This window comes from Hymenobacter lapidarius, from assembly GCF_001816145.1.
In the GTDB taxonomy this organism is placed as follows: domain Bacteria; phylum Bacteroidota; class Bacteroidia; order Cytophagales; family Hymenobacteraceae; genus Hymenobacter; species Hymenobacter lapidarius.
The window spans coordinates 42815-58099 of sequence record NZ_MDZB01000109.1 but is presented as its reverse complement, the minus strand read 5'-3'; the positions used below and the strand labels follow the sequence as shown (position 1 = coordinate 58099).

General features: G+C 61.2%; 13 protein-coding genes and 1 pseudogene. 8 read left to right on the top strand and 6 right to left on the bottom strand.

What is annotated here, in order from left to right; translation table 11 throughout:
- Nucleotides 1–49: 49 nt before the first annotated feature.
- From BEN47_RS11440 to sdaAB, 3 genes are all read right to left on the bottom strand, one after another.
- A complete protein-coding gene (locus tag BEN47_RS11440) occupies nt 50–1441 on the bottom strand; it encodes an efflux RND transporter periplasmic adaptor subunit (protein ID WP_070728554.1) in 1392 nt (463 codons plus the stop codon).
- Between the two features lie 100 nt (nt 1442–1541).
- A complete protein-coding gene (locus BEN47_RS11435) occupies nt 1542–3089 on the bottom strand; it encodes a TolC family protein (RefSeq protein ID WP_083322346.1) in 1548 nt (515 codons plus the stop codon).
- A 70-nt stretch (nt 3090–3159) separates the two neighbouring features.
- Nucleotides 3160–3840, bottom strand: coding sequence for an L-serine ammonia-lyase, iron-sulfur-dependent subunit beta (sdaAB, locus tag BEN47_RS11430; protein ID WP_070728552.1), 681 nt, complete (start codon nt 3838–3840; stop codon nt 3160–3162).
- A 273-nt stretch (nt 3841–4113) separates the two neighbouring features.
- Here sdaAB and BEN47_RS11425 point away from each other — a divergent pair, with 273 nt between their 5' ends.
- Both BEN47_RS11425 and BEN47_RS11420 read left to right on the top strand, forming a co-directional pair.
- Complete coding sequence (locus BEN47_RS11425) at nt 4114–5142, top strand: tryptophan 2,3-dioxygenase family protein (protein ID WP_070728551.1); 1029 nt, start codon at nt 4114–4116, stop codon at nt 5140–5142.
- A 135-nt stretch (nt 5143–5277) separates the two neighbouring features.
- Nucleotides 5278–5547, top strand: coding sequence for a hypothetical protein (locus BEN47_RS11420; RefSeq protein ID WP_070728550.1), 270 nt, complete (start codon nt 5278–5280; stop codon nt 5545–5547).
- 98 nt (nt 5548–5645) lie between these two features.
- On the opposite strand, the gene BEN47_RS11415 is transcribed toward BEN47_RS11420, so the two are convergent.
- The gene (locus BEN47_RS11415; RefSeq protein WP_070728549.1) at nt 5646–6968 is read right to left on the bottom strand and encodes an MFS transporter; all 1323 of its coding nucleotides are present in this window, start codon (nt 6966–6968) and stop codon (nt 5646–5648) included.
- 154 nt (nt 6969–7122) lie between these two features.
- Here BEN47_RS11415 and BEN47_RS11410 point away from each other — a divergent pair, with 154 nt between their 5' ends.
- Together BEN47_RS11410 and BEN47_RS11405 are read left to right on the top strand one after the other, a co-directional pair.
- On the top strand, nt 7123–8691 hold the full coding sequence (locus BEN47_RS11410; protein ID WP_070728548.1) for an NAD(P)/FAD-dependent oxidoreductase: 1569 nt from the start codon (nt 7123–7125) through the stop codon (nt 8689–8691).
- A gap of 387 nt (nt 8692–9078) precedes the next feature.
- Complete coding sequence (locus tag BEN47_RS11405) at nt 9079–9438, top strand: CoA-binding protein (RefSeq protein ID WP_070728547.1); 360 nt, start codon at nt 9079–9081, stop codon at nt 9436–9438.
- Between the two features lie 43 nt (nt 9439–9481).
- Here BEN47_RS11405 and BEN47_RS11400 read toward each other — a convergent pair whose 3' ends face one another.
- Nucleotides 9482–9988: a hypothetical protein gene (locus tag BEN47_RS11400; RefSeq protein ID WP_125921634.1), complete on the bottom strand. Its 507-nt coding sequence runs from the start codon at nt 9986–9988 to the stop codon at nt 9482–9484.
- 279 nt (nt 9989–10267) lie between these two features.
- Between BEN47_RS11400 and BEN47_RS11395 the strand changes: the two are divergent.
- Nucleotides 10268–11101 (top strand): annotated as a pseudogene (locus BEN47_RS11395) (IS5 family transposase).
- Nucleotides 11102–11219: 118 nt separating this feature from the next.
- Here BEN47_RS11395 and BEN47_RS11390 read toward each other — a convergent pair.
- Entirely contained in the window at nt 11220–12224 is a 1005-nt protein-coding gene (locus BEN47_RS11390) for an ABC transporter ATP-binding protein (RefSeq protein ID WP_070728545.1), read from the bottom strand.
- A 206-nt stretch (nt 12225–12430) separates the two neighbouring features.
- On the opposite strand from BEN47_RS11390, the gene BEN47_RS11385 reads away from it, so the two are divergent.
- Genes BEN47_RS11385 through BEN47_RS11375 form a run of 3 tightly spaced genes read left to right on the top strand, consistent with a single transcriptional unit; the run spans nt 12431 to nt 15200 of the window.
- A complete protein-coding gene (locus tag BEN47_RS11385) occupies nt 12431–12991 on the top strand; it encodes an RNA polymerase sigma factor (protein WP_083322345.1) in 561 nt (186 codons plus the stop codon).
- Between the two features lie 4 nt (nt 12992–12995).
- Nucleotides 12996–14042: a hypothetical protein gene (locus tag BEN47_RS11380; RefSeq protein WP_070728543.1), complete on the top strand. Its 1047-nt coding sequence runs from the start codon at nt 12996–12998 to the stop codon at nt 14040–14042.
- Nucleotides 14043–14060: 18 nt separating this feature from the next.
- Nucleotides 14061–15200, top strand: coding sequence for a porin family protein (locus tag BEN47_RS11375; RefSeq protein ID WP_070728542.1), 1140 nt, complete (start codon nt 14061–14063; stop codon nt 15198–15200).
- Nucleotides 15201–15285: the final 85 nt, after the last annotated feature.

Sequence of the window (15285 nt, the reverse complement as noted above, 5' to 3'; positions counted from 1 at the left end):
TTAGGACGGGCACGGGCTGAAATTAAAAGTTATAGGTGCAGCAGGCGGCTTACTTGTCTTCGCCACCCTCCTCTTTGAGGGCTTCCTTATTGAGGGTTTTCTCGTCCTTGATGTCTACCATGGACCCGTCTTTCAGGGTTTTGGCCACGGCCCGGAACGGTCCGCTCACCACCTGGGCACCGGCGGGCACGCCGCTCAGCACCTCAATATTCTGGAAGTCGCTGATGCCCGTTTTCACCGGCGTCATCACTGCTTTGCCGTCTTTGATGATGAACACTACCTCCTGAATCTCCGACTTAGGACCGGCTGCCGCGTTTCCACTAGCAACGCCCCCTTGAGCAGCCTCCTTGTCTTTGCTATCCTTCGTGCTGGCCGAGTCCGAACGCGTGGTTACGGCGGCTAGCGGTACGCTCAGGGCACCGGCTTTGCGGTCGGTGATGATGTCCACCGAAGCCGTCATGCCGGGGCGGAACGGCACGATGGTCTTGCCGGCCACGGTGCGCTGCAGGTGGCGGTAGCTCGCGGGCAGCAGGCGGATGCGCACCTCAAACTCGGTCACGGCCTCGGCCGTCAGCGCGTCCTTGGCCGTGTTGGCGATGTTGGTCACCAAACCGCGGAATTTTTCGTTCTTGCTGGCGTAGGCGTCCACTTCCACCAGCACCGAGTCGCCGATGTTCACGTTGTTCACGTCGTTCTCGTTCACGTTCACGCGCACCTCCATGTTGTTGAGGTTGGCAATGCGCATGATTTCGGTACCGGCCATCTGGGTGGTGCCCACTACCCGCTCGCCTTTTTTCACATTGAGCTTGCTCACCGTACCGCTCACGGGCGAGTAAATGGTGGTTTTGTTGAGGTTTTTGCGGGCTTCTTCCAGCGAGGCCGAAGCCGCGCTCACGGTGCTTTGGGAGGCCCGGATGGATTGGCGGGCGCTGTTTATCTCCTCCTGCGAGGCGTTGTAGGCGGCCTGGCTGGCTTCGTAGTCGGCCTGCGAAATCACCTTCTGCTTGTAGAGCGAGGCGTTGCGGCGGTACGTTAACTCGGTTTGCTTGGCGCTGGCCAGCAGTTGCTGCAGACGGGCCTGGGCCTGGCCCACGTTGGCACGCTGGGTGCCCACTTGGGCGCTTTGCATGGCCACCTGCGCCTGGTAGTTGTCGGGCCGAATGCGCAGCAGCAGCTGTCCTTTGCGCACAGAATCGCCCTCCTGCACATACAGCTCAATGATTTCGCCGGACACGTCGGGCGAAATTTTCACTTCGTTTTCGGGCTGCACCTTGCCCGAGGCACTTACTTTCTCCACAATATTGGCGGGGCCGGCCTTAGCCACCAGCACTTCCACGCCGGTGGGCTTACCAATCCAGCCCTGTTTTTTGGCCAGTACATAACCCACAATTCCCACCAGCAGAATGCCAAGCAGAATGAAGAGTAGACGGTTGTTTTTCATGTTGAATGTTCGGTTGTTTAAGGTCAGTTGTCAGCGTGTTTTCGTTCCCGCTGCCAGTGCAAGCCGCAGCCAGCACCCACCAGCGGGCACCCAACAACTGTTACAGGGTCAAGGACTTGCCCTCGTAAAACTCAAGCACCTTGCGGCGGAAAACGAATTCGTACTTGGCCTGAATCATGTCCGATTCGGCCGCGGTGAGGTTGTTGCGGGCAATGTTAAAGTCCGTGCCGTTCAGCAGGCCGTTGTTGAAGCGGATTTCGGCGTTGCGGAACGCCAGCGTGAGGGCGTCCACCTGCCGGGAGCTGGCCTCGTAGCGGCGCTGGGCGGCCAGGGCATCGGCAAAGCTCTGCTGAATGGTCTGGCGCAGCTGCAGCGTCACCTGCTCGGCCCGCAGCTCGTTTTGCTGCAGGTTGATTTGGGACCGCTGCACCCCCACGCGGGTCTGCAGGCCGTTGAGAATCGGAATATTCAGGCTGAGTTGCACAAACTCGCCCTGGTTGTCGGCTAATTGGTCCAGAAATTTATAGTCAAGCCTGTCAAACTTGGGCTGTAGGACCACAAACGATGTTTCGGAGAAGCCGGTCGGTGACGACGGATTGGGTTGAAATATCGGAGTGGTGCTAAATCCACTGGAACTAACCACCGACTGGGTGCGCACCGACGAAAAACCGGTTTGCACGCCCCCGGCCACGGTCAGACGCGGGTAGTAGGCCCCGCGGGCAATGTCGATGCCGCGCCGGGCGCTCTGCACGCGCAGGTCGGCCGCTTTAATTTCGGGCAGGCGCTGGCGGGCCAGCTCAAACGTGGCATTGGGGTCGAGGACATTGGCCGTGGTGGCCCCGTATTGGGAGGGGTCGGGCAGGACGGGTACCACCACCTCAAAGCGCCCGGCCGAAGCCGGGTCGAGGTTCAGGTTTTGCACCAGGGCAAGCTGGGCCAGGTCGCGCTGGTTTTGGGCCGTCACCAGGGTGCGCTCCTCGCTGGCAAGCTGCGCGCGGCTGTCCAGGAGGTTGCCCTCGGCCACGGCGCCGGCCTTTAGCAGCTTCTCGCTGCGCGTCACCTGTTCCTGTACCGAGCCCAGGCGGGCTTCAGAGGCCCGAATCAGCTCCTGGGCCAGCAGCAGCTGCAAAAACGACGAGGCCACGTTCAACGACAAGTCGTTGCGGGCTTTATCGATGTCGATACGAGCAGCTTGCGCGTCCAGCACGCCCTGCTTCACCGTGTTGCGGAGCTGGAAACCGGAAAATAAGGTGGCCTGCGCCGTGGCCGAGAAGTTGTTCGAGCGCACGTTCAGCTGCTGGAACTGGTTGGTGAACGGGTCCCGGTTGGTGCCGAAGTTGAAGCCCTGGGAACCTGAAAGGCCCGCCGTGGGCAGCAGCGCGGCGCGGTTGAGGCGCTGCGCCGCTTCCTGCTGCTGGGCCGTGAGCTCGCTCTGGCGCACGGTCAGGTTGTTTTTGAGCGCGTAGTCCACGGCGCTTTGCAGCGTCCAGGGGCCGGCGGGTGCGGGCACGCCGTTGCCCAGGGCCGCGGCGGGCGGTGCCGGGGGCGTGGCGGGGGCTTGGGCACGAGCGGCGGGGCTGGCTGCCAGCAGGGCGCCCACCAGCACGGCCATCGTGCCGGGGGCATTCATTGTATTCCCTCGTTTCATCTTGCAGAGAAATGGTGCTTCTTGGGTGTGGTAATCGGTGGAAGGCCTTATTTATTACAGCGGCCAGGCGCTATTCCAGGGTGGGAATGTAGGTAATGCGCTGCACCCAACTCAGCTGCCGCAGATACGACAGCGTTATTTCCTTGATGGGGCTGTCCATTTCAATGAATTGACGAGCGGCGTCGTTGCGGCCCTTGCGGCTCACAAACATGGTGGCAATGTTGCACTGGTCGTGGGCAATAACCGAGGCGATGAAGGCAATGGAGCCCGGCACATCGTTGGCATCAATGATGAGCGTGTGGAGCGACCCAGAGAAATCGGATGGAAAGCCGTCCACTTCCACTATCCGAATCACGCCACCGCCGCGGCTCTGGCCCACTACCTCCACGCGGTGGCCGGTATTGGCATCCAGCAAGTTGAGCTTGATGGTGTTGGGGTGCATGGTGGAGGCATTGCCCACGCTCTGGAACGTGAACTGCAGCCCGGCCTCCCGGGCGTGGTCGAACGCAGTGCGAATGCGGGTGTCGTCGGGCGCATAGCCCAGCAGGCCGGCCACAATGGCGCGGTCGGAGCCGTGGCCTTCGTAGGTCCGGGCAAAGGAGTTGTAGAACGTGACGACGGCCTCGGTGGGCACGGCGCCCAGGATGCGGATGGCGGCGCGCGCAATGCGCACCACGCCCGCCGTGTGCGAGGAGCTGGGCCCAATCATCACGGGCCCAATCATATCGAAGATGCTGGATTTTTCGGCCATGGGCTTGCGCCGGGGGTTGAGATTACGGGGCTAAAAATAGAGAAATTACGCCGCCTGAGAGGCAAATACCAGGCAAACCTACCTGCTGCAAAGCAAAAGCCGAAGTGGCCCAGCCCGCGGGCGGCACTCTTAGGCAGCAAAGATGCGGCACAACCGGGCAAGTGCGGAGTATGCTTACAGACGCCAGGCCCGGACCGGGGTTGCGTCAGGATTTTGCCGATATTTGCCACGGGCCCACCCAGGCTTTTCCCACCTCCCTCACCCCTCTTTCCTATGTCCGACCACCCCTCCCCGGACGAATTTTCGCCGGCCGTGCTGGCGCAATTACGCCTGCTGCAAACCAAATACGCGCCCGATGGCCAGGACCTGGCCGCCTACCTCGAAGGCCTGTACCACGCCAAATACGTCAACTACTGGGACTACATCGAGCTCGACACCCTGCTCTCGCTGCAGCGCCCGCTCACGAACGTACCCGATGAGCGAATTTTCATCATGTACCACCAGATTTCGGAGCTGTACTTCAAGCTCTGCCTCTGCGAATACGAACAGATAGGCGACCTCACCGAACCCACCCTGGGCGAGGTGGTGCTGCGCTTGGGCCGCATAATCCGCTACTTCGATAACCTCATTGACTCGTTTGATGTGATGGTCGACGGCATGGACAAGCAGCAGTTCCTGGATTTCCGCATGGCCCTCATGCCGGCTTCGGGGTTTCAGTCGGTGCAGTACCGTATGATAGAAATTGCCAGTACCAGCCTCGCCAACCTCACCGACGAGGCCAAGCGCCAGGCCCTGGGCGAAGCCGCGGCCCACGACCACGACCAGATGCTGGGCTGCATTTACTGGAAAGCCGGCGCCACCATCGAAGAGAGTGGCGCCAAGGCGCTTACCCTGATAGAGTTTGAGCGCAAGTACACGGACGACCTCGTGCGCCACGCCGCGGCCTACCAGGAGCGCAACGTATGGGCCATAGTGCAGCGCCTGCCCGCCGATGACCAGCAGCACCCGCGCCTGCTGCGCGCCCTGCGCCAGCTCGACGTCAGCGTGAACGTGAACTGGCCCCTGATGCACTTCAAGTCGGCGGTGCGCTACCTGCAGCGCAACCCCACCGACGTGGCCGCCACGGGCGGCACCAACTGGCGCAACTACCTGCCTCCCAAGTTCCAGCGCCGCATTTTCTACCCGCAGCTGTGGAGCGCCCAGGAGCTGGAAGACTGGGGCAAAGGCTGGGTGGAGCAAGTGCTGGATGAAACCGCGGGCGCATCGCCGCAGACGGCGCGCAGCAGCCGTGTGCACACCTAAGTATTGGGCAGCGTACCACCACAAACAGGCCAGCGCAAGGCTGGGCCAGCAATGAGATATTTCGCTTTTTGCAACACGACAAGGACAGGTTTCCGTACTGGACAACCTGCCTTTTCTTTTTAACCGCTGAACCCCATGTCCCAAACCGACCAAAAGACCATCGACTCCTCTCTGGCCCAGCTGCAAAGCCTGCACCACAACATGAAGAACATGTGGGACGGCGACGCCATGGCGGCGTTTTATTACAACGTCCTGAGCGGGACGGTGGCCCGCCACACGCCTGAGGTAGCACAGGCCATTATGAGCATGGTAGCCGAAGTGTATGAGAACACGGCCCGCTCCCACACCGACTTGGGCAAGCTTACCCAGGGCTTTTCCTCTGCTGAAGGCACTCCGGGGAAGTAGTTATTGGCGGAGGTCTGGCGTACGCTTGAGTAGCAACCGCGCCGGCTGAAGGTTTTGTGCAACAACGGAATGTCACTGGTTCGAACGTAACGTCAGGGCTAGTCATCCATGAGGCCCGAGGCGCGGGGCTCGCCCATGCGCCAATACACCAGTAGCGACAGGAAAGCACACACCGTGACGTACCAATAAAACCACTCTTCCACGCCCTGGTTTTTGGCAAAAAGCGCCACGTATTCTGCCGTACCGCCAAAAATGGCTACCGTGAGGGCAAAGGGCAGCCCCACGCCCAAAGCCCGAATGCTGGTGGGAAATAGCTCGGCTTTTACTACCGCGCTGATGGACGTGTAGCCGCTGACTACAAACAGCGCGGCCACCAGCAAGCCGGCTGCCAGCCACGCATCGGTGGTAGATGCCAGAAGCCGCAGCACCGGCACCGTGCCCAGGGTGGCCCCAATACCAAAGAGCAGGAGCACCGGCCGCCGCCCCACCTTGTCCGAAATGGCCCCCATCAAGGGCTGGAATAGAAGGGCCACGGCCATTACCACAAAGGAGATAAGCGTGGCCTGCTCTTTGGAGAAGCCCGAGGTGTTGACCAGGAATTTCTGCGCGTAGGTAGTGAAGGTGTAGAACGCCAGCGTCCCGCCCAGGGTGAGCCCCACCACCGTGAGCACGGCCCGTGGGTGCTGGAGCAGCTGCCGCATCTGGCCCGGCGATGGAGCCAAGCCTTCGCCCTCGGGGTCGTCGGTGACGCGCACGCGTTGCTGCTCCTCAAAGGCGGCGGTTTCGCCCATGTGGGTGCGCAGGTACAGGGCACCAATGGCCGCCACAGCCCCAATCACAAAAGGAATCCGCCAGCCCCATTCGCCCAGCTGCTCCGGGCTGAGGGTGCGCTGCAAGCCCAGCTGCACCGTGAGGGCCAGCAACTGCCCGCCCATGAGGGTGAGGTACTGGAAGCTAGACCAGAAGCCGCGGTGCCGGGCCCCCGCCATTTCGCTGAGATAGGTGGCCGAAGTGCCGTATTCTCCGCCCACGCTGATGCCCTGAATCAGGCGGGCCAGGAGCAGCAGGGCCGGTGCCGCTACCCCAATGGTGGCATAGCCCGGCGTTGCGGCAATCAGCAGCGAGCCCCCCGCCATAAGCTGCACCGAAAGCAACAGCGCGGCCCGTCGCCCGTGTCGGTCGGCGTAGATGCCCAGCAGCCATGCCCCGAGCGGACGCATGAGGAAACCCACTGCGAAAATGGCCGCCGTATTCAGCAGCTGCGCGGTGGTACTGCCCTTGGGAAAGAAAACCGGAGCGAAATACAATGCAAAGGCCGAGTAAGCATACCAGTCGTACCACTCCACCAGGTTACCGATGGAGCCACTGACGATGGAGCGCAGGCGCGAAACAGTTTGTTGAGGAGCGGGCAGTGGCATCATGCAGCAAAGTAATACCCAGAAGGCTGGTCAATGGACTCTTCATTCGCCTGTTTCGGCACCCACTGCTTGCCCCCTTCACCGCTTGTAACTTTGCGTTGGTGTTGCACTTTGCCGCAGAACCACATAAAGGATAGCTACCTTTCTTATTACACAAATGTTAAAACTAGAAATAGAAGCCCTACTTCCTCCCGAAGTAGCTTTCGATGAATTTGCCCGCTACGAAGCACTAATTGAACACGCTGGCTACAAGCCGGGAGAAGTTGATTTTGTGCATCTACGCAAGCGTTCAATTGATGCGCGTGGCCGGCAGGCGGTAGTGAGGTTACGCGCCGACATATACACATATGGCACGCCAATGGATATTATCGGCCCTTGGTTTATTTATCCAAATGTTAATATAACGGCTCGCGCCGTCCTCATCATTGGTGCCGGACCAGCCGGCCTTTTTGCCGCCCTGCGCTGCATTGAGCTTGGGCTGAAACCCATTGTGCTGGAACGCGGCCGTGACGTGCGTGCAAGACGCCGCGACCTAGCGGCCATCAATAAAGAGCAATTGGTAAATCCCGATTCGAATTACTGTTTTGGCGAAGGCGGCGCCGGTACGTACTCCGACGGCAAGCTTTATACCCGCGCCACGAAGCGCGGCGATGTGGGCCGGGTGCTGCGGCGCTTTGTGCAGCACGGCGCCACCCCCGATATTCTGATTGACGCCCACCCCCACATCGGCACCAACAAGCTGCCGGCCGTGGTGCAGGCCCTGCGGGAGGCCATCATCGAAGCGGGCGGCGAAGTACGCTTCGATACCCGCGTGACCGACCTGCTCCTGGACGACAACCGCCTGCGGGGAGTGGTAACGGCCAGCGGCGAAGTGCTGGAAGCTGATGCCACCATTCTGGCCACCGGCCATTCGGCCCGCGACATTTATGAATTGCTCCACCGGCGCGGGGTGCTCATCGAAGCCAAGCCCTTTGCCCTGGGGGTCCGCGTGGAACACCCCCAGGCGCTAATCGACCAGGCCCAATATCGGCGCCCCGAGCGGGGCTTGCTGCCGGCGGCGTCCTACGCACTGGTGCACCAAACCGAAGTGCAGGGCGAGCAGCGCGGGGTGTTTTCGTTTTGCATGTGCCCCGGTGGCTTTATTGTGCCGGCGGCTACGGCGCCGGGCGAGGTAGTGGTAAACGGCATGTCGCCGAGCCGCCGCGACTCCCGTTTTGCCAATTCGGGCATTGTGGCGGCCGTGGAGCTGTCAGACCTGGATCTGGAGCAATACGGCCCCCTGGCCGGGCTGCGGTTTCAGCAGGCGGTGGAGCAGCGTGCCTGCCAGGCGGCGGGTGGCACCCAACGCGCCCCGGCCCAGCTGCTCGGGGATTTCCTCGATAACAAGCTTTCGGCCCATCTGCTTGAAACCTCCTACCAGCCGGGCCTGGTTTCGGTGCGCATGGACGAAGTGCTGGGCGCCGCCCTTGCCGAGCGGCTCCGCCAAGGCTTCCGCGACTTCGGCCGCAAAATTCCGGGCTTCGCCACCAACGCCGCCCAGATTGTGGGGGTCGAAAGCCGCACCTCGGCCCCCGTGCGCGTTCCCCGCGACCGGGATACGCTGCAGCACCCCGTGGTAGCGGGGCTGTTTCCGTGCGGCGAAGGGGCCGGCTACGCGGGCGGCATCGTGTCGGCCGCGATGGACGGCGAGCGGTGCGCTGAAGCGGTGATGGCGGTTTTCGCGTAAGGGCCGTTTGAGTTGGTGGTTGTTCGTTGTTGGTATGTGGCTAACGCTTTGTCTCACAACCGATGGTTAGGTATTAAGCAGTCGCACAGCAGCAACAGTAACTTAAAAACTGTCATGCTGAGCTTGTCCAACCATCTCTACCGCGTCAGCAAACCTAATTGGTTGCGCGGGCGAGCTGCTTCGACAAGCTCAGCATGACGTTCAAACGTATTACCGTTACTGCTGCATGACTACTTAATAACCCGTTGACTGCTGAACGAGTACTCATAAAGCAGTTTTGAATGGTCTGGCTCTGCAGCCAACAGCGGCAGCAGACAGTGAGCCCTGAAGTTAAGTCTTTCGGCTACGCTCAAAATCGTTAGCTCTTTCCCCCTTACACTGCTTGATATGAAAAAGACCCTCGTTCTCGGCGCTTCTGATAATCCTGCCCGGTATTCTTTCCGAGCGGTGCACATGCTGAAAAACCACGGCCACGAAGTCCTGCCCGTGGGCATTCGCAAAGGCCAGGTTGCCGGCCTGAACATTCATACCGACCGGCCCCAGGCTCCCGACGTTGATACCGTGACGCTCTACGTGGGTCCGCAGAATCAGCCAGGCTGGTACTACTACATTCTGGATTTGAAACCTCGCCGCATTCTGTTTAACCCTGGCACCGAGAACCCGGAGCTGGAGCGAATGGCGCACGAGCGCGGCATTCTTACGGAGGAAGCCTGCACGCTGGTCCTGCTCTCCATTGGCCAATACTAAAACGCAGCCCAGACGGTGCTGAAAATCAACCCTCAGGTGCTGGCTAAAAGTTGAACGACAATTGTTGGTACTGGCCCGCCTGAAGCGGCTGCCGTTCCTCACCGGCCAGCTGCAGGCGGGTGCGTGCCTGAGCGCCTTGGTGGCGCAACCACGCCAAGGCGTCGCGCTCTTCCTTGAACCATCCAACCCGGGCGCTCCACGTGGGCCACTGGGCGGGCGCGTCCAGGCCCATGCTGAACATATCCTGCCATAAGCAGGGAGCCACGAGCAGGGCAATGCACGGGGGCTGGCCCAATTGCACTCGCACCCGCGGGAAGTAGTCTTCCTGTAGCCATTCGTGCAGCTCTGCGGGGTGGACCGTGGTGTTCACGCGGCCGTCAAGCAGCCAGAACGCACACCTTCGCCGAATCGCGGCTGCCAGCAATACCTCGCACGTCCTCGTGATTTCCTCCGCCGTAAGGGCCCGCCGGGTGCGGCCCCTCAGCAACGTGGAGCCTTCCCGGCAGGTAACCGGAAAAAACGGCAGCGAGGGCAACGAAAGGGTCGACAAACGGCTCTGGTTAAGCATTGGATGATTTAGTTCTGACCAAATAACCACTTTATCTGCGATATATCATATCAAAAACATGATTAAACAGCAATAAGATTGTTTATATAAAATAAGTTTACCTGTATATTATTGGTTTACAGCTACTTATACTGAACCTATTGCATTATAATTTTTTTGTCCATTATAAAGCCGGGATTGTTCATTTCCGTTATCAAGGGCTTTTGCACCTCCACTTAGAGGCTATCCGGATAGGAGTTGAAGAAGTGGTATTTTAGCGGCATGGCCACGACACAAGAGTTCACGATTTCCGACACGCTCTGGGCACGCCTCTCGCCCTTACTGCCCGTGCACACGCCCAAGCCCCATCCGCTGGGCCGACACCGCCAGCGCATCCCCGATCGGCAAGTGTTGAACGGTATTTTCTTCGTGCTGCGCACGGGCTGCCAATGGAAAGCGCTGAGTGCGACGGGGATTTGCTCGTCGAGCACGGCCCATAGCCGGTTCCAGCAGTGGGTGCAGGCCGGCGTCTTTGCCCGGCTCTGGAACGAGGCGTTGCAGGACTACGAGGACTTGATTGGCCTCGACTTCGACTGGCTGGCACTCGACGGTTCGCTGCACAAAGCGCCGTTGGGCGGGAAAAAAAACCGGCCCCAACCCCACGGACCGCGCCAAAGGCGGCGTCAAGCGCAGCCTCTTGACCGAGGCGCGGGGCATGCCGGTGGGGCTGGTGCTGGAGGGGGCCAACCGGCACGACATGAAGTTGACGGAAAGCACGTTGAACAGCTTGCCGCCCGCCGCTGAAGCGGCCCGGCAGGCCCACGTGGCCGGCGGCGGCGAGCAGGGCTTGTGCCTGGACGCGGGCTACGACTACGCCCAGGTGCGCGCAATCGTGGCCGCCCATGGCTACACGGCCCACATCCGGCCGCGAGGCGAAGAGGCGCAGGCCAAAAAAGCCGGGCAGAAGGCCCGCCGCTGGGTCGTGGAGCGCACCCATTCCTGGCTCAACCGCTTTCGGCACCTGCTGATTCGCTGGGCCAAAAACCAGAAAATTACCTGGCGATGCTCCATTTTGCCTGCGCTCGAATTACGTGGTATAATTGTCTTTTTGGGTGACGCTGTTTCCCTTTTCGGATAGGCTCTAAGGAGTCATCCGATACCTAATTCCGCGTTCCCTGCGCGTCCCCCCCCCCCATCGGACGCCTGCCGGGCACAATTACCCCAATCCAAGTCGCTACTTAATGTCCTTAGGCGCTTTCATGTCCCATCCTGCTCGGGACTTTAGGGAAACCGCAACGACAGTACCGGGCCGGTAGGCATCTTTCTCCGCTCGAACGCGGACGATTGTTTCCGGTAATTCAACTTCAAGGATATAGTAGCTGCCGAAGAACCGGACGCTTCTCACGGTACCCCGCAGGGGGCCGTTTTTCGCTGGCCCCAGCTGGAACTGCTCCGGCCGCACCAGCAGCACCGTAGCATCCGCCCGGCGCGCGCTTACGGGCTTCAGGGCCTGGCGGTCGGCGCCGCGTACCAGGCTGTAATCACCGAATAAGGCAGCAGTGTATTCGGTGGCTGGTTGGTAATAAATGCGTTCAGGGATGTCTTGCTGCACGATGTGACCTTTGCGCAACACAAGGATGCTGTCGGCCCAGGACAGTATGTCGGCAGGGTCGTGCGAAACCAGCAGGGTGGTAATATTCAGGCGCGAGCTCACGTCCGCTATCACCTGCTGCAGCACCTGCTTATGCGTCCGGTCCAGGTTGGAGTAGGGCTCATCGAGCAGCAGCAGCTGCGGGGTACTGAGCAGCAGGCGCGCCAGGGCCACGCGTTGCTGCTCGCCACCGGAGAGCTGTTCGGTACGCCGCGCCAGGAGGTGGTCGATGCGGCAAAGCTCGTACAGAGAATGGGCGGCGGCGGCGGGCTGCTTGTTGGCGTAGCGTAGCACCTGCTCCACGCGTAGGGAATGCGGCAGTTCGGAGGTCTGGGTGAGGTAGGCCACGCCGGGATGGCCGGGCACCAGCGTGTCGGCGGGGCCGCGCACGCGTTGGCCCTGCACCAGCACGGTGCCCACACTGGGTTGAATAAGGCCCGCAATGACTTGCAGTAGGGTGCTTTTGCCCGTGCCCGACTCGCCGGCCAGGGCCAGCTTCTGGCCCGCCTGCTGTGTGAAACTAATCGACTGCAGCACCTCCTGCCCGCGCTCTTCTAACCTGATGCCTGATACTGAAAGCAACTCCATGCGGGATAAATCTGCAAAAACGGCCCGAATCGTTCTTGATTCGGGGCTGGTCGGTGGTGACCGGCCAGCCGCAAGCTACCCACGGGCGCGGCAGCGGGCCTGCATGCATAACTACCCGGCGCTGCTGGCAAAGTTTTTTAGCGCCCCGGGCAACCCTTCTTCCTACTTTCGCATCTGCCGCCTTGTCTCACCAGCGTTTCTGCCCTTTGCCTACTCTTACCGTGACCACCGAAGCCGAACTCATCGCTGCGTGCGTGCGGGGCGAGCACCGGGCCCAGCGCCAGCTCTATGACCGCCTGGCCGGGCTGATGCTGACCGTGTGCCGCCGCTACCTCAAGCGGCGCGAAGATGCCGAAGAAGCCCTCATCCTGGGGTTTGCCAAGATGTTTCGGGCCCTGCCCAACTACCGCTTCGAGGGCAGCTTCGAGGGTTGGGTGCGGCGCATTATGGTGAATGAAGCCCTGATGCAGCTGCGCCACCGCGAAATGATGACCGTGTCGTTTGAGGAGTTTGCGCAGCCCGAAAATTTGGCCGTGACCGCCGCCACCGCCGACACGCAGCTGCAGGCCGAGGACCTAATGGGCCTGCTGGCCACCCTGCCCGCTGGCTACCGCACGGTGTTCAACCTCTACGCCCTGGAAGGCTACGGCCACCAGGAAATTGCCGAGCTGCTGGGCATCACCGAGGGCACCAGCAAATCGCAGCTGAGCAAGGCCCGCGCCATGCTTCAGCGGCGGGTGCAGTTTTCCGCCATTACCAGTAATTAATACTATGCCTCCTGAAGATATAGACGACTTATTCCGGCAGAAGCTGGACGGGCACCCCACCCCGCCCGCCGACGACCTATGGGCGCGCCTGCAGGCCCAGTCCACCGCGGCCGGCACGGACTCCCCCAGTCCCGAGCGGCTCGACCACCTGTTCCAGCAAGGCCTCAATGGCCACGCCACGACGCCCGCCCGCCAGCTGTGGGAGCGCCTCGAAGACGAGCACCTGCGCCCCAAAAAGCGTCGCGCCGCCGCGTGGTGGCCCATGGCGCTGGCCGCGGCCGTGGCCCTGCTGCTGGTAGTGGGCGGCGCGGGCCTGTGGCTGGGCTTTCCCTCGGGCAATACGCCAGCGGGTACCGTAGCCATGCAGCCCACCCGTACTACTCCGGCAGCCGCTACCGACATCCGACCCAGTGCGGCGGTGGAGGAGTTTGCCGTAGCTAACAACGCCCAGGAGCCGGCCGCAAATGCACTTTCGCCTGTCCAACAAAATATTTCTACGGCGCAGGCAACCCGCCCTACCGAGGTGGCATCTACCGCACCAAAGGCCAGGATGTCCGCTTCCGAGCAGTCGCCTCGCTACTTGAAAGGAGTGAACCGGCGGCCGGACGCGGCCCCCGCCCCCGCTCCCCTGGTAGCCCGGACTACTACTCGGTCGGCCAGCCGCCCGGCCTCTGCTACCCCTGCTGACGAGCAGGTGCCGGCTACCAAGCCGGGGCCGGTAGTGGCCAGCAATTCCAAACCTGCGCCGGCGGCGGAAATCGTCCCCGCCAGCGCAGTACCCGCCACCATCGTGGCCGCCGCCGAAATCATTACGGTGGATGTTCGCAACGGCGGCAGCCCCGACGCTCGGCCCAGCCGGGCCAGCAGCGTGGCCGCTGCCATGGCGGCCTCCGACGACCGCCGCCGCTTGGGCAGCCGCCTGCTCCAGCAAGCCGGAAACCTGGTGCGGGGCGAGCGGGTGAGCTTGGCCGAGGCCGCGGGCCTGCCCCAAAACGTGACCGTGCAGGCCGTCATCGCCGGCCGCACCCTCACCAAATCCATTCAGCTCTAATCTTCAACTTTAGAAATCATGCAACGCGCTTTTCTCCCCTTATTTCTGCTTACTGTGGCCCTGAGCGGCGGCCTTACCGACGTTCAGGCCGCCCCGCTCACTCCCCGCACGCTGGCCAAAGACACCATTGTGGTGCGCTTGCCCAACCAAGCCACCCTTACGCTGGTGGTGCGCGACGCGGCCCAGCTGCGCCAGATGAAAAACTACCAGCTCGATTCGCTCACTTCGCGGCTGGCCGGCTATATCACGCAAGCCGAAACGGCGGCCAAAACGGCCAAAACCGACCAGGTAACGCTGCAGTTCTATCCCGACAAAGACCAGCCCGGCAAAAACCTGCCAGAGCAAATCCGCATCACCACCCGCAAGAAAACGGCCAACACCAACCGCGTGGACGTGGTGCTGAACAAGACCTTTGGCGTGACGGTGACCACCGACGAAGACGGCAGTAAATCCTACAACAAAGCGGAGGGCAAATCGAAGGAGCAGCGCCAGGCCAAGGCCGATTCTACCCGCCTAAAACAATTTGAGAACAAACGGAGCTACTCCAACTTCATCATAGACCTGGGACTGAATGCGTTGGTCAATCAAGAAAATCGCACCGCGCAAGGCACCCGCGAGTATCACCTACGCACGGCGGGCTCGCGTTACTTCAATATCGGGTTTGACTGGGGGACCCGCCTCGGCGGCAAACGCAGCCCCTTAAGCCTGGCGCTCGGTTCCCAGTTCGCGTTCAACAACTACATGTTGAGCGGCAACAACCAGTGGGTCAACGCCAACGGCATCACCAGCATTGAGAAAATTTCGGACGGCCGCCAATTGCAGAAATCGAAGCTTGCCACTTCCTCCATCAACGTACCGCTGATGTTGCACCTCAAGCTGCGCGATTCGCACTATAAGCCAACTTTCCGCTTGGGAGCCGGCGGGTTTGTGGGCTACCGCCTCGGCTCGCACACCAAGATAAAGTACCTCACCGATGGCAATAGCGATAAGGAGAAAGAGGAAGGCCGCTACAACCTGGAAAACTTCCTGTACGGCGCCCAGGGCACCATTGGCTACGGCAGCCTGGAGTTTTTTGCCAAGTACAACATGAACGACCTGTTCAAAAATAACGCCGGTCCCCAGGCGCAGGTGCTCAGCTTCGGGGTACGTATTTTCTAACCATTACTTTCTACTACGCTCACGTCCCTCTGCCACCAGCAAAAGCCCCGACTCCTGCAAGAGTCGGGGCTTTTGATTGCCTGTT

What these genes read in the sequence shown, in the direction of transcription:
- BEN47_RS11415 (WP_070728549.1), bottom strand. Translation starts at nt 6,968, where the DNA reads ATGATGCCACTGCCCGCTCCTCAACAAACTGTTTCGCGCCTGCGCTCC.
- BEN47_RS11375 (WP_070728542.1), top strand. Translation starts at nt 14,061, where the DNA reads ATGCAACGCGCTTTTCTCCCCTTATTTCTGCTTACTGTGGCCCTGAGC.
- BEN47_RS11380 (WP_070728543.1), top strand. Translation starts at nt 12,996, where the DNA reads ATGCCTCCTGAAGATATAGACGACTTATTCCGGCAGAAGCTGGACGGG.
- sdaAB (WP_070728552.1), bottom strand. Translation starts at nt 3,840, where the DNA reads ATGGCCGAAAAATCCAGCATCTTCGATATGATTGGGCCCGTGATGATT.
- BEN47_RS11410 (WP_070728548.1), top strand. Translation starts at nt 7,123, where the DNA reads ATGTTAAAACTAGAAATAGAAGCCCTACTTCCTCCCGAAGTAGCTTTC.
- BEN47_RS11425 (WP_070728551.1), top strand. Translation starts at nt 4,114, where the DNA reads ATGTCCGACCACCCCTCCCCGGACGAATTTTCGCCGGCCGTGCTGGCG.
- BEN47_RS11440 (WP_070728554.1), bottom strand. Translation starts at nt 1,441, where the DNA reads ATGAAAAACAACCGTCTACTCTTCATTCTGCTTGGCATTCTGCTGGTG.
- BEN47_RS11420 (WP_070728550.1), top strand. Translation starts at nt 5,278, where the DNA reads ATGTCCCAAACCGACCAAAAGACCATCGACTCCTCTCTGGCCCAGCTG.
- BEN47_RS11390 (WP_070728545.1), bottom strand. Translation starts at nt 12,224, where the DNA reads ATGGAGTTGCTTTCAGTATCAGGCATCAGGTTAGAAGAGCGCGGGCAG.
- BEN47_RS11435 (WP_083322346.1), bottom strand. Translation starts at nt 3,089, where the DNA reads ATGAAACGAGGGAATACAATGAATGCCCCCGGCACGATGGCCGTGCTG.
- BEN47_RS11405 (WP_070728547.1), top strand. Translation starts at nt 9,079, where the DNA reads ATGAAAAAGACCCTCGTTCTCGGCGCTTCTGATAATCCTGCCCGGTAT.